This window comes from Luteimonas rhizosphaericola, from assembly GCF_029888045.1.
Lineage (GTDB): Bacteria > Pseudomonadota > Gammaproteobacteria > Xanthomonadales > Xanthomonadaceae > Luteimonas > Luteimonas rhizosphaericola.
In genome coordinates this window covers 1-12,464 of the sequence record NZ_JARXRN010000020.1, presented here as the reverse complement: position 1 = coordinate 12,464, position 12,464 = coordinate 1, and the positions used below count along the sequence as shown (strand labels likewise).

Genomic DNA, 12,464 nt, shown 5'->3' with positions numbered 1-12,464 from the left:
CCGAATCGCGCCTGATGCCCGACACCCCTTCCGCTTCCGCGCCGCTGCTCGACGTGCGCGGCCTGCGCTTCGCCCGCGACGAGATGCCGCTGTTCGGCCCGCTGGACTTCCGCGTCGAGGCCGGCGAAGCGCTACTGGTGCAGGGCGGCAACGGCGCCGGCAAGACCACCCTGCTGCGCGTACTGGCGGGCCTGCTCGACGGCGGCCAGGGCGAAGTGCGGCTGTCGGACGCGCCGGTGGCGGCCGCTGCGCGCGCCGGCCACGTCGCCTACCTCGGCCACCTGCCCGGGCTGAAGGTGGACCTGTCGGCCGGCGAGAACCTCGATTACCTGTGCGGCCTGCTCGGCCGGCGGCCGACGCTCGACATCGACGCGGCCCTGGCGATCGTCGGCCTGGCCGGCTTTGATGACGCGCCGGTGCGCCACCTGTCCGCCGGCCAGCGGCGGCGCCTGGCGCTGGCGCGGCTGTGGCTGTCGCCCGCTCCGCTGTGGCTGCTCGACGAGCCGTACGCGAACCTCGACCTGCCCGGCATCGAACTGGTCAACCGCATGGTGCGCGCGCACCTCGATGCCGGTGGCGGCGCCCTGGTCACCACGCATGGCGCCTACGCCGCGCCGCCGGTGCGCACCCGCCTGCTCACGCTCGGCCGCGAGGCTCCCGCGGCATGAGCGCCGGTGCGCCCACGCTGGCATCCGCCGCGCGTGCCCTGATGGTGCGCGACCTGCGCCTGCTCTGGCGCCGTCGCGGCGACGCGCTGCAGCCGGCGCTGTTCGCGATCCTGGTGGTCGTGCTGTTCGCGCTGGCGATGGGCGCCGAACGCGAACTGCTGTCGCGCGCCGCGCCCGCCGTGCTGTGGGTGGCGGTGCTGCTGTCGGGGCTGCTGGCGCTGGACACGCTGTTCCGCGGCGACGCCGAGGACGGTTCGCTGGAACAGTGGCGGCTGGCGCCGGTGCCGCTGGCCTGGCTGGTGCTGGTGCGCACCCTGATGCACTGGCTCACCACCGCGGCGCCGCTGCTGCTGGCCGTGCCGCTGCTGGCCGAACTGCTGTACCTGCCGCGCACGCTGTGGCCGGTGCTGCTGGGCGCCCTTGCGCTGGGCACGCCGCTGCTGAGCCTGATCGGTGCGGTGGTGGCGGCGCTGACCGTGGGCATGCGCCGCGCGGGCGTGCTGCTGGCGCTGCTGGCGTTGCCGCTGTACGTGCCGGTGCTGGTATTCGGCGCCGGCAGCGTGGCGGCCGCGGCGCAGGGGCACGATCCGGCGGGCGGGCTGCTGCTGCTCGGCGCGGGGTTGCTGATGGCGCTGGTGCTGGCGCCCGTGGCTGCGGCGACCGCGATCCGGATCGCGGCGCAATAGCGCACGTCGCGGCCTCGACCCGGACGCGCCCGGCCTGGCCTTGCCCCCGGATGCGCTGCGCTTATCCGGGCTACCTGGGGGTCCGGGGCGACCGCGGCAACCGGCGCCCGGCAGAACGGCGCACGGCGACTTCAGATCAGGCGCCCGCGATTGCGTAGCCCGGATAAGCGCAGCGCATCCGGGATCTCCGCGAACCACTTCCCGCCCCGGGCCTACCAGAGCGCGCGATGCGGGCCTATCCGCTTCCCGCCGCCACCCGCCGGATTCCCCGCCTGCGTAGCCCGGTTAAGCGCAGCGCATCCGGATCTCCGCGAACCGCTTCCCGCCTTGTGCCCACCAGCGCGCGCGATAATCCGGGACCTCCCCGGGGCGCTGCGCGCCAGCCCCACCCACCGCCTACGCCCGCCGGATCCCGACCCTGCCGCGTCCCCGCGGCACGTCCCGGATCCTGCTGCGAACGCGATCCGCACGCGCCATTTGCCGCCCCGGCCATGTCCACCCGGCGCGCACTGGGGCATCCTGTCCACCCCCTCAGGCTTGGCCGCACCGGTCGAGTCTGAAAAAATAGACACTTAGCCAAGGATGCCGGCGGCCAGACCCGGCCTCCGGCCGCCTCCCGCGGTCCCGCCCCTGCGAGCAGCCAGCCCGATGTCCAACATGAACCCGGTGGTGCGCTGGTTCCACCAGCTCGGGTCGCCCCCCACCTTCGACCGCTTCGCGGCCCGCTGGGCGCCGTGGGCGTTCGCGGCGGGCCTGCTGGCGATGGGCGTGGGGCTGTACGGCGCGCTGTTTTTGGTGCCGGCCGATTACCAGCAGGGCGACAGCTTCCGGATCCTCTACATCCACGTGCCCAGCGCCTGGATGAGCATGGCGATGTTCGCGCTGATGGCGCTGTACGGCGCGATCGCCCTGGTGTGGCGGATCAAGCTGTGCGAGATCCTGGCCATGGCCTGCGCCCCGATCGGCGCCGCGTTCACCGTCATCACCCTGGCCACCGGCAGCATCTGGGGCAAGCCGATGTGGGGCACGTGGTGGGACTGGGACCCGCGCCTGACCTCGCAACTGGTGCTGCTGTTCCTCTATTTCGGCGTGATCGGCCTGTACGCGGCGATCGAAGACCGCCGCGCCGCCGCGCGCGCGGCCTCGCTGCTGGCGATCGTGGGAGTGGTGATGCTGCCGATCATCCGCTACTCGGTGGTGTGGTGGAACTCCCTGCACCAGGGCCAGACCATCCGCGTGTTCGGCGAATCCTCGATGGACGCCAGCATGCTGCCGCCGCTGATCTGGATGGTGGTCGGCACCAAGCTGTGGGCGATCGGCTCGCTGCTGGCGCGTGCGCGCGCCGACAACCTGCAGCGCGAGGCCGGCAAGGACTGGGTGCGCCGCCTGGCCGGAGCCTCCGCATGAGCTACGCCAGCTACGTGATCGCCGCCTACGCCGTGTTCGCCACGGTGCTGCTGTGGGACTTCGTGGCGCCGCGCATCCGCATCGCCCAGGTCATGCGCGCGGTGCGGCTGCTGGCCCGGCGCGAGGCCGCACGCGGTGCGACCGCCACCGTCGCTCCGGAGCTCAAGCGATGAACCCCACCCGTCGCCGCCGACTGTGGTTCGTGCTCGCGCTGCTGGCCGCGGCGGGCCTGGCCGCCACCCTGGTCGCGTTCGCGCTGCAGCGGAACATCGCCTACCTCTACACCCCCAACGAGGTGCTGTCCGGCAGCGCCGGGCCCGCGGTGTCGTCGGGCGACGCGCGCTTCCGCCTCGGCGGCATGGTCGAGACCGGCTCGTTCCGGCGCGACGAGGGCTCGCTGGTCTCGCACTTCCGCGTCACCGATGGCGACGCGCAGCTGGACGTCACCTACGACAAGATCCTCCCCGACCTGTTCCGCGAGGGCCAGGCCGTGGTCGCGACCGGGCGCATGGACGGCGGCCGCTTTGTCGCCGAGGACGTGCTGGCCAAGCACGACGAGACCTACGTGCCCAAGGAAGTGGCCGACAAGATGGGCCTGGCGCACAGCAAGCACAACGTCGACGCGGCGCCCGGCGCAGGGGCGAAGGAGTGAGGAGTCTCATCGTCCCCGCGCAGGCGGGGACCCAGTGGCACGGGCGAGCGAGAGCGCACGCATTCGCCGCCATCGCATCGATGCGGCATGAGCGCCGCAGCGCCAGTCGGGTGCATCCGCTCGGCTTCAGCGGCGCATTCCCCTGCAGCCTGCACCACGGAGCCGCGCATGCTGCCTGAACTCGGCCAGCTCGCGCTGCTGCTCGCCCTGCTCGCGGCGCTGCTGCAGGCCGCCCTGCCGCTCGCCGGCGCGGCCGGCAACAAGCCGGCCTGGATGGCGGTGGCGCGGCCCGCGGCCTATGCCCAGCTGGCGCTGCTGGCGTTCGCGTACGCCGCGCTCACGGCCGCGTTCGTCCAGCAGGACTTCTCGGTCAAGTACGTCGCCGACAACTCCAACTCGCTGCTGCCGATGGTCTACCGCTTCACCGCGGTCTGGGGCTCGCACGAGGGGTCGCTGCTGCTGTGGGTGCTGATGCTGGGCATCTGGAACGCGGCCGTCGCGCTGTGGTCGCGGCACCTGCCGGAGGTGGTGGCGGCGCGGGTGCTGGGGGTGATCGGGCTGGTCGCGATCGGCTTCCTGTCCTTCATGATCTTCACCTCCAACCCGTTCGCGCGGCTGCTGCCGGCGGCGGTGGAAGGGCACGACCTCAACCCGTTGCTGCAGGACCCGGGGATGATCATCCATCCCCCGATGCTCTACATCGGCTACATCGGCTTCGTGGTGCCGTTCGCGTTCGCGATCGCCGCCCTGCTCGAGGGCCAGGTGGATGCGCGCTGGCTGCGCTGGACGCGGCCGTGGACCAACGTGGCGTGGGGCTTCCTGACCATCGGCATCGCGCTGGGTTCGTGGTGGGCGTACTACGAGCTGGGCTGGGGCGGCTGGTGGTTCTGGGACCCGGTGGAGAACGCCAGCTTCATGCCCTGGCTGGCCGGCGCGGCCCTGATCCATTCGCAGGCGGTGACCGAGAAGCGCGGCAGCTTCGGCGGCTGGACCCTGCTGCTGGCGATCGCGACGTTCTCGCTGTCGCTGCTGGGCGCGTTCCTGGTGCGCTCGGGCGTGCTGACCAGCGTGCACTCGTTCGCGGCCGATCCCTCGCGCGGGCTGTTCATCCTCGCGTTCCTGGCGGCGGTGATCGGCGGCGCGCTGGCGCTGTACGTGCTGCGCGCGCCGCGCCTGCCGCAGGGGCGGCCGTTCGCGCCGGCCTCGCGCGAGACCCTGCTGCTGGTGAACAACCTGCTGCTGGCCGCGGCCTGCGCGATGGTGCTGCTGGGCACGCTGTATCCGCTGCTGGCCGACGCGCTGGACCTGGGCAAGGTGTCGGTGGGCCCGCCCTACTTCGGCACCCTGTTCGTGCTGCTGATGGCGCCGCTGGTGCTGCTGGTACCGTTCGGCCCGCTCACGCGCTGGCAGCAGGAGCAGCCGTCGAAGCCGACTGCGATGCTCTTGCCGTGGCTGGGGCTGGCCGCGGTGCTGGGCGTGATCGCCTACTTTTTCGCGCCACAGGGGCCGCTGAAGACGGCGGCCGGCGTCGCGGCCGCGGCGTGGGTGGCGCTCGGCACCCTGCGCTTCGTGTGGAGCCGCTTGCGCGCAAGCGGCCGCGCGTTCACCCCGGAAATGGCGGGCATGGCGCTGGCGCACGGCGGCATCGCGGTGTTCCTGGTGGGCGCGCTGCTGGTGGAGGCGCAGCTGGTGCAGCGCGAAGTGGCAATGATGCCCGGCCAGACCAGCGAGATCGGCCGCTATTCGTTCCGTTTCGACGGCGTCGAGCGCGCGCAGGGACCGAACTACGTCGCCGACCGCGGCCTGGTGCAGGTATTCCGCGACGACGCGCCGCTGGCGCTGCTGCATCCGGAAAAGCGCGCCTACGCCAGCGGCGGCCAGGTGATGACCGATGCCGGTATCCATGCCGGCGTGTTCGCCGACGTGTTCGTCGCGCTCGGCGAACCGCTGGGCAACGGCGCGTGGGCGGTGCGGCTGCAGGTCAAGCCGTTCGTGCGCTGGATCTGGGCCGGCGCGTTCCTGATGGCGCTGGGCGGGTTCGTCACCGCGGCGGATCGGCGCTTCCGGCGGGTGTCGGGCGGCGGTCGCGCACGCGCACGCGAAGGCGCGGCGACCGACGACGCCGCGCCGGCAGACACCGGAGGCACCGCCTGATGGCCAGCGCACGCCACCTCACCGCCGCCGCGATCGCGGTCGTGTTCCTCGGCCTGGTCGGACTGCTGCTGTACGGCGTGCTGGTGTCCGACCGCGCCGACCGCGAGGCCCTGCCCTCGCCACTGATCGGCAAGCCGGCGCCCCCGTTCGCGCTGCCGGTCCTGCACGAACCCGGCCGCCTGGTCACGTCGCAGGAACTGCTGGGCCAGCCCTACCTGCTCAACGTCTGGGGCAGCTGGTGCCCCGGCTGCCGGGTCGAGCACCCGGTGATCACCCGCTTCGCCGAAACCCGGCGGGTGCGCGTGATCGGCTACAACTGGAAGGACGAGCACGCCGACGCCATGCGCTGGCTGGAGCAGTTCGGCAACCCGTACTGGCTTGTACTGGTGGACTACGACGGCCGCAAGGCGATCGACTGGGGGATCTACGGCGCGCCCGAGACCTTCCTGGTCGACGCCGAGGGCATCGTGCGCTGGAAGCACGTCGGCCCCATCGACGATGCGACGCTGGCCTCGAGCCTGCTGCCCGCGCTGGATGCGATCGGGGTGCCGAAGTGAGCGCGCGCAGTCTGCCGGGTGCCGTGTCGTCGCTCGATGCAGGGCGTGCGCCGCGGGTGGCGTGGACGCGCTGGCTGCTGGCCACGCTGGTGGCGGCGCTGCTGCTCGCCGGTGCCGATCCCGCGCGCGCCCAGGCCGTGCGCGACGCCACGCCGCTCGACTTCCGCGACGACGCCGAAGCGCGCCGCTTCCACGACCTGGTGGCCGAACTGCGCTGCGTGATGTGCCAGAACCAGTCGCTGGCCGACTCCAACGCCCAGATCGCTCACGACCTGCGGCGCGAGGTGTTCGACCTGATGCGCTCGGGCCGCAGCGACGCCGAGATCCGCGCCTTCCTGGTGGAGCGCTACGGCGAATTCGTGCTCTACCGGCCGCGCTTCGGCGGCCATACCTGGGCGCTGTGGCTGGCGCCGGGCCTGCTGCTGCTGGTCGGCGGCGTGGTGGTGGCGCGCATCGTGCGCGCGCGCGGCCGCCAGCCGCTGCCGGTGGAGGAGGACCAGGAATGGTGAGTGGCGCGCTGGTGCTGCATGCGGTGCTGGTGCTGGCCGCGCTGGCGGTCGCGGCCCTCGTCGCGCTGCCGCTGCGCAAGGCCTCGCCGCGCATGTTCGCCGCGATCGTGGTGGTGGTGCCGGTGCTGGCGTTCGCGCTGTACCGCATCGTCGGCACGCCGGCCGCGCTGGATCCCTCCGCCCTGCCGGCCATGGCCGACAGCGGCGAGGCGCCGACGATGGAAGAGGCGATCGCCGAACTGCAGGTCGCGCTCGCGCGCGATCCCGCGCAGCCCGAGGGCTGGCGCCTGCTGGCCCGCGCGCAGTCTTCGCTCGGCAATCGCGAGGCGGCGCGCGATGCCTACATGACCGCGCTCGAACACATTCCAGACGACCCCGAGCTGCTGCTCGAGGCCGCGCAGGCGCGCGCCCAGGCCACGCCCGGCAACCGCTTCGACGACGAGGCCCTGGCGATGCTGCGCCAGGCGCTGGCGATCGAACCCGACAACCAGCGCGCCGCCTGGTTCGTCGGCGTGGTCCAGCGCCAGCGCGGCGAGGATGCCGCCGCCGTCGCCACCTGGGAAGCGCTGCTGCCCAAGGTCGATGCGAGCACTGCCACCGCTCTGCGCACCCAGATCGACCAGGCGCGCGAGGCGGCTGGCATGCCGCCGCTGCCGCCGGATGCGGCGCAGGCGCCTTCCGCCGGCGAATCCTCCAGAACCTCCGCGGACGGCGCGTCCGTATCCGCGACACCGGGCAGCCTGCGCGTGCGCGTCACCCTCGCCCCGGGCCTGGCCGAACGCGCGCGCCTGTCGCCCGATGCCGTGGTCTTCGTCATCGCCCGCGCCGCCGACGGCCCACCGATGCCGGTCGCCGTCGAACGCCACGCCGTGCGCGACCTGCCGCTCGACATCGTGCTCGACGACGGCGACAGCCCGATGCCCACCGCGAAGCTCTCCGCGCTGCAGGAAGTGGAAGTCCTGGCGCGCATCTCCGCCACCGGCAGCGCCAACCGAAGCGAAGCCGACCTCGAGTCCGCGCCCGTGCGAGTGCGCCTCCCCGCCACCGCTCCCATCGCCCTCGACATCGCCCCGTAGCCCCGTAGCCCCGTAGCTCGGATAAGCGAAGCGCATCCGGGGCACGCCGCCGCACACCTTCACCGAGGCGCCGCGCGGACGCGCACCGCGCATCCGGCGCTCGCGACGTCCACGTCCGCCACCTCGCCCCGTCACCCGTCGGCGACGGGATGCGCGTTCGTACCCGTGTGCGGAGCCGCGGATTTGGCGGTTTTCCCCGGATGCGCTTCGCTTATCCGGGCTACGGTGACGGGTGACGGCCGGGAACCGACCGCCCGTCGCCCGTATCCGCACCCCCTTACAATCCCCGCATGACCGAGTTCATCCCGCCCGGCACGCGCTGGGTCGACCTGCCCTCCCCGTTCCCGATGAAGCGCGGCGGCACGCTGCACGACGCGCGCGTCGCCTATGAAACCTGGGGCACGCTCGATGCGAGCGCCGGCAACGCCCTGCTGATCCTCACCGGCCTGTCGCCCGACGCGCACGCCGCCAGCCGCGACGACGACCCCACGCCCGGCTGGTGGGAAGCGATGGTCGGCCCCGGCAAGCCGATCGACACCGACCGCTGGTTCGTGGTGAGCGTGAACCCGATCGGCAGCTGCAAGGGCTCGACCGGGCCGGCCTCCGTGAATCCCGCCACCGGCGAGCTGTATCGCCTGAGCTTCCCCGACGTCTCCATCGAAGACGTCGCCGACGGCGCCGCGCACGTGGTGCGCCGCCTCGGCATCGAGCGCCTGGCCTGCGTGGTCGGCAACTCGATGGGCGGCATGACCGCGCTGGCCCTGCTGCACCGCCACCCGGGCATCAGCCGCGCGCACGTCAACATCAGCGGCAGCGCCCGCGCCCTGCCGTTCTCGATCGCGGTGCGCTCGCTGCAGCGCGAGGCGATCCGGCTGGACCCGAACTGGAACGAGGGCCGCTACGACGAGGCCACCTATCCCGAATCCGGCATGCGCATCGCGCGGAAGCTGGGCGTGATCACCTACCGCTCGGCGCTGGAGTGGGACGGACGCTTCGGCCGCGTGCGGCTGGAGTCCGACCGCCCGGACGAGGAGCCCTTCGGCCTCGAGTTCCAGGTGGAAAGCTACCTCGAAGGCCACGCCCGGCGCTTCGTGCGCCGCTACGACCCCAACAGCTACCTCTACCTGAGCCGCTCGATGGACTGGTTCGACCTGGCCGAATACGCCGGCGGCGACGTCCTGGCCGCGCTGGCGCAGGTGCGGGTGGAGCGCGCGCTGGCGATCGGCGCGCGCACCGACATCCTGTTCCCGGTGGAGCAGCAGGAGGAGATCGCCGAAGGCCTGGCCCGCGGCGGCGCCGATGCGCGCTTCCTGGGCCTGGACTCGCCGCAGGGCCACGATGCCTTCCTGGTGGACATGGACCGCTTCGGCCCGGCCGTGCGCGGCTTCCTCGACGGGCTCTGACGCGCGCGAATCGCGGAACGGCAGGCCCACCCGGAAACCGGCCGCTGATCCCGCCCGCAGCGGTCGCCAGCTGCCCTTGGCTCGATTCCCGACGCCCGCACACGCGGGCCCCATCCGGGGCCCATGCCCATGGTCCCTCGACACGCCTCCGATGCCCCGTAGCCCGGATAAGCGCAGCGCATCCGGGGCCACGGCGACGGCCCGCAGGCGCTTGTCCGGCTTACACATGGGCAGCTCCAACGCCTCGACAGCCCCGTCGCCCGCGCCATTCGCGACCATCGCCGATGGCCGCAACCCGCCCACCCCCCGTCCAACAGTTTCATCCGTGACGGTTTAGAATCCCCGCATGACCCCAGCCGCCCCGCCCGGCCTCCCCTTCGAGGGCCAGCAGCGATTCCTGGCCGCCATCGACGCGGCCGTGGCCGCCGGCGACGAGCACGCGGTGACCGCGCAGCTGCGCAGCACCCTGTGCGCCCTGATCCGAGACCCCGCCATCCGCCTGCCCGACTGCGTGCACGCGCCCATCGCCGACCACTACGCCCGCCGCGAGCTCTACCGCAGCCCCGAGCACGGCTACAGCGTGGTCGCCATGACCTGGGGCCCGGGTCAGGGCACGCCGGTGCACGACCACTGCGGCCTGTGGTGCGTGGAAGGCGTGTGGCACGGCGCGCTGGAGATCACCCAGTTCGAACTGCTGGAATCCGACGGCGACCGCGTCCGCTTCCGCGCCGCCGGCGGCATGCAGGCCGGTCCCGGCAGCGCCGGCAGCCTGATCCCGCCGCACGAGTACCACAGCATCGCCAACGCCAGCGACACCGCGGTGGCGGTGTCGGTGCACATCTACCAGGCGCCGATCGAGCACTGCTGCAAGTTCGAACCCATGGGCGACGACTGGTACCGGCGCGTCGACGCCCGCCTGCCGATCGACACCGGCGCCTGATCGCGCCGAGGCGGAGCGCGCGCGGACCGCGCCCGTGGCCGATGACGCGCGACCACGGCGTCGACGCATGCGACGATAGCCCCGCCCCTTCCGCACGGACCGCCCCATGCTGCGCGACTTCATCCTCGCCTCCGCCCACCACCTGCTGCTGTTCGGCCTGGTCGCGATGCTGGCCGTGCAGTCCGCCCTGCTCTCGCGCCCGCTCGACACCGGCGCCCTCCGTCGCCTGGTCGGCATCGACCGCGGCTACGGCGCCACCGCCGGCCTGCTGCTGCTCGCCGGACTGATGCGCGTGGGCATGGGCGTCAAGGGCAGCGCCTTCTACCTGCACAACCCCTGGTTCCACGCCAAGGTCGGCGCCTTCGTGCTGGCCGCGCTGCTGTCGATCTACCCGACGCTCGCCTTCCTGCGCTGGCGCAAGGCCGCCGGCACCCAGGCCGACTGGCGCCCGAACGCCGCCGAGGTGTCGCGCGTACGCACGGTGATCAAGGTGGAGTTCGCCCTGATCGCGCTGATCTTCGTGCTCGCCGCCGGCATGGCCCGTCACGGCGGACTGGGCCTGTAGCCGCCCGGGGCGGGCCGCCCCGTCCGCTATACTGCGCGCCCGCGCCGGAGTGGCGGAATCGGTAGACGCAGCGGACTCAAAATCCGCCGCCCTTAAAAGCGTGTGGGTTCGAGTCCCACCTCCGGCACCAGCGATCCTGAAGGCCTCGTCGTTTCGGCGGGGCTTTTTGTTGTGCGGAATCCGCGGCCGACCGGACCGGCACGGCTGCCGATAGACCGGCGAACCGACCTCTGCACTACGGGCGACGCCAGCGCCGTCAAACACTTGCGGCCGTCGGCACGTCCGTTGGACGTCGGTTGATACGCCGGCATGAGTGCGGGCGTATCCGGATATCCGGACGGCAGGAGGTCTATTTCGTGGACCCGTAGGGCACCCCCTCCAGGCAAGTAGCTGATTGCAAAGGCGCGCGTGATTGACGAGGCGCTCCGCTGGAAGCAAAGTCGGCGCTACGCCCCACTGTGGGGTCTATTAGTAGTTAGGCATCACAACCCATGTCTTTCGAGGCGGTAAGAAAGTTAGAGTCAGCTCTTGGTGCCGCGCTGCCTTCCGACTACCGCGTGTTCCTCACCACACACACTACAGAGCATCTAGAGCCGCCTTTGCTTGTTCGCCACTTGGTCCAAGTGCCTGGCAGCGGCCCAGAGGACGTGGTTACAAGCCTCTATACAGCCACAAGCATCATAGAATCGGAACTACTGGGAGAGCCGGAAGAACGAATGGTGATAATTGGCCAGGTTGAGCCGGGCGGATATCTTTACATGTGCTTCAAGGCATCGGACTTCGGCTCGGTATATGTTCGCTTTCCCTATCAAGACAGCACCTTTTATCCGGTAGGCAAATCTTTCTCGTTGTTCATGGCTCGCTGCCGTCCAGACTCGGAGAGTGATGCCTAACAATTCATTCAAGCCGACGCCGCTTCGCGGCGCGGCTTAATTCAGGCGTTAGGGCTCACATGGAAGTAGCCGTGCAACCTGTGGCCAACGATCTTGGCGACCGTATCGTCAAGGTCAACCATGCCGGCGAGCATGGCGCCATAGGCATCTACAGCGGCCAGATCCTTATGGCTCGTCTGACCGCTCCAAAGATGCTCGCTGAGCTTCGTGAGTTCAGGTCACACGAGCAACGGCACCGCGCAATTTTTGGTGCTGAGCTGGAGCGACGTGACCGTCGTCGCTGCCGTAGCTACTGGCTTTGTGGCGTGGGCGGCTTCGTGCTCGGAGCCATAACTGGCCTGCTCGGTAGCAGTGCTATTGCTGCAACTACCACGGCCGTTGAGAGTGTCGTACTTCGGCACCTAGAGCACCAACTAGTCGTACTGCAGGGCCATGACCCCGCCGCCGTGTCAGCGATTTCTTCCATAGTTGCTGAGGAGCAACAGCACCACGATCAATCTCTCGGGCACGTTCAGGCCGGTACATTCTGGCCCAGGGTTCTCACGCCCATTGTGTCCGCCTCGACTGAGGCAGTAATTTGGCTGGGCATGCGGCTGTGAGCCCTAACAATTCATTCAAGCCGACGCCGCTTCGCGGCGCGGCTTAATTCAGGCGTTAGGGCTGACGGGGAATTTGTGTCTTTGCGTTGGCCTCCGGCGCCGAGAGTCATCGGTGCAAGCTCCGTGCTCCAGAGTCGCGCGCAGCAAATTCAGTCCCGATCGTACGTGGGGCAAGCCGCTGGCTCACGGAGTTGCGCGCCGCACCGGGCCTCCCGCTAGGTCTCGGGGCAAGCCTGTGTTCCGGGCCGCTTTGTCGTACAGTTCTTCCAACGGGGTTGGGTCCACGGGCCCGCAGCCCTAACATTTCATTCAAGCCGATGCCGCTTCGCGGCACGGCTTAATTCAGGCGTTAGGC

At 70.9% G+C, this 12,464-nt stretch carries 14 protein-coding genes and 1 tRNA gene; all 15 read left to right on the top strand.

Annotated elements, in window-relative coordinates; translation table 11 throughout:
- The first annotated feature begins 14 nt into the window (after nt 1-14).
- Nucleotides 15-668, top strand: coding sequence for a heme ABC exporter ATP-binding protein CcmA (gene ccmA, locus QFW80_RS03965; RefSeq protein ID WP_280599989.1), 654 nt, complete (start codon nt 15-17; stop codon nt 666-668).
- A complete protein-coding gene (ccmB, locus tag QFW80_RS03960; protein WP_280599988.1) occupies nt 665-1,354 on the top strand; it encodes a heme exporter protein CcmB in 690 nt (229 codons plus the stop codon). Before ccmA ends, ccmB begins: the two co-directional genes overlap by 4 nt.
- A gap of 657 nt (nt 1,355-2,011) precedes the next feature.
- Nucleotides 2,012-2,761, top strand: a complete 750-nt coding sequence (ccmC, locus tag QFW80_RS03955; RefSeq protein WP_280600609.1) for a heme ABC transporter permease CcmC — start codon at nt 2,012-2,014, stop codon at nt 2,759-2,761.
- A complete protein-coding gene (ccmD, locus tag QFW80_RS03950; RefSeq protein ID WP_280599987.1) occupies nt 2,758-2,934 on the top strand; it encodes a heme exporter protein CcmD in 177 nt (58 codons plus the stop codon). Before ccmC ends, ccmD begins: the two co-directional genes overlap by 4 nt.
- Nucleotides 2,931-3,413, top strand: coding sequence for a cytochrome c maturation protein CcmE (ccmE, locus tag QFW80_RS03945; protein WP_280599985.1), 483 nt, complete (start codon nt 2,931-2,933; stop codon nt 3,411-3,413). The genes ccmD and ccmE overlap by 4 nt, the downstream gene beginning before the upstream one ends.
- 168 nt (nt 3,414-3,581) lie before the next feature.
- Complete coding sequence (locus QFW80_RS03940; protein WP_280599983.1) at nt 3,582-5,567, top strand: heme lyase CcmF/NrfE family subunit; 1,986 nt, start codon at nt 3,582-3,584, stop codon at nt 5,565-5,567.
- The gene (locus QFW80_RS03935; RefSeq protein ID WP_280599981.1) at nt 5,567-6,124 is read left to right on the top strand and encodes a DsbE family thiol:disulfide interchange protein; all 558 of its coding nucleotides are present in this window, start codon (nt 5,567-5,569) and stop codon (nt 6,122-6,124) included. The genes QFW80_RS03940 and QFW80_RS03935 overlap by 1 nt, the downstream gene beginning before the upstream one ends.
- A 56-nt stretch (nt 6,125-6,180) precedes the next feature.
- Nucleotides 6,181-6,633 carry a cytochrome c-type biogenesis protein gene (locus QFW80_RS03930; RefSeq protein ID WP_425603506.1) on the top strand — a complete coding sequence of 151 codons (453 nt, stop codon included), beginning with the start codon at nt 6,181-6,183 and terminating at the stop codon, nt 6,631-6,633.
- Nucleotides 6,627-7,709, top strand: coding sequence for a tetratricopeptide repeat protein (locus QFW80_RS03925; protein WP_280599980.1), 1,083 nt, complete (start codon nt 6,627-6,629; stop codon nt 7,707-7,709). The genes QFW80_RS03930 and QFW80_RS03925 overlap by 7 nt, the downstream gene beginning before the upstream one ends.
- Before the next feature lie 290 nt (nt 7,710-7,999).
- The gene (metX, locus tag QFW80_RS03920) at nt 8,000-9,112 is read left to right on the top strand and encodes a homoserine O-acetyltransferase MetX (protein WP_280599978.1); all 1,113 of its coding nucleotides are present in this window, start codon (nt 8,000-8,002) and stop codon (nt 9,110-9,112) included.
- Between the two features lie 346 nt (nt 9,113-9,458).
- Nucleotides 9,459-10,052: a cysteine dioxygenase family protein gene (locus QFW80_RS03915; protein ID WP_280599976.1), complete on the top strand. Its 594-nt coding sequence runs from the start codon at nt 9,459-9,461 to the stop codon at nt 10,050-10,052.
- A 106-nt stretch (nt 10,053-10,158) separates the two neighbouring features.
- A complete protein-coding gene (locus QFW80_RS03910) occupies nt 10,159-10,617 on the top strand; it encodes a DUF2214 family protein (RefSeq protein WP_280599974.1) in 459 nt (152 codons plus the stop codon).
- 43 nt (nt 10,618-10,660) lie between these two features.
- Nucleotides 10,661-10,747: transfer RNA gene (locus QFW80_RS03905), tRNA-Leu, on the top strand.
- Nucleotides 10,748-11,108: 361 nt separating this feature from the next.
- Nucleotides 11,109-11,510, top strand: a complete 402-nt coding sequence (locus tag QFW80_RS17570; RefSeq protein ID WP_425603496.1) for an SMI1/KNR4 family protein — start codon at nt 11,109-11,111, stop codon at nt 11,508-11,510.
- Between the two features lie 59 nt (nt 11,511-11,569).
- Nucleotides 11,570-12,109 (top strand): demethoxyubiquinone hydroxylase family protein, encoded by a 540-nt coding sequence (locus QFW80_RS03900; protein ID WP_280599973.1) that lies wholly within the window; start codon nt 11,570-11,572, stop codon nt 12,107-12,109.
- Nucleotides 12,110-12,464: the final 355 nt, after the last annotated feature.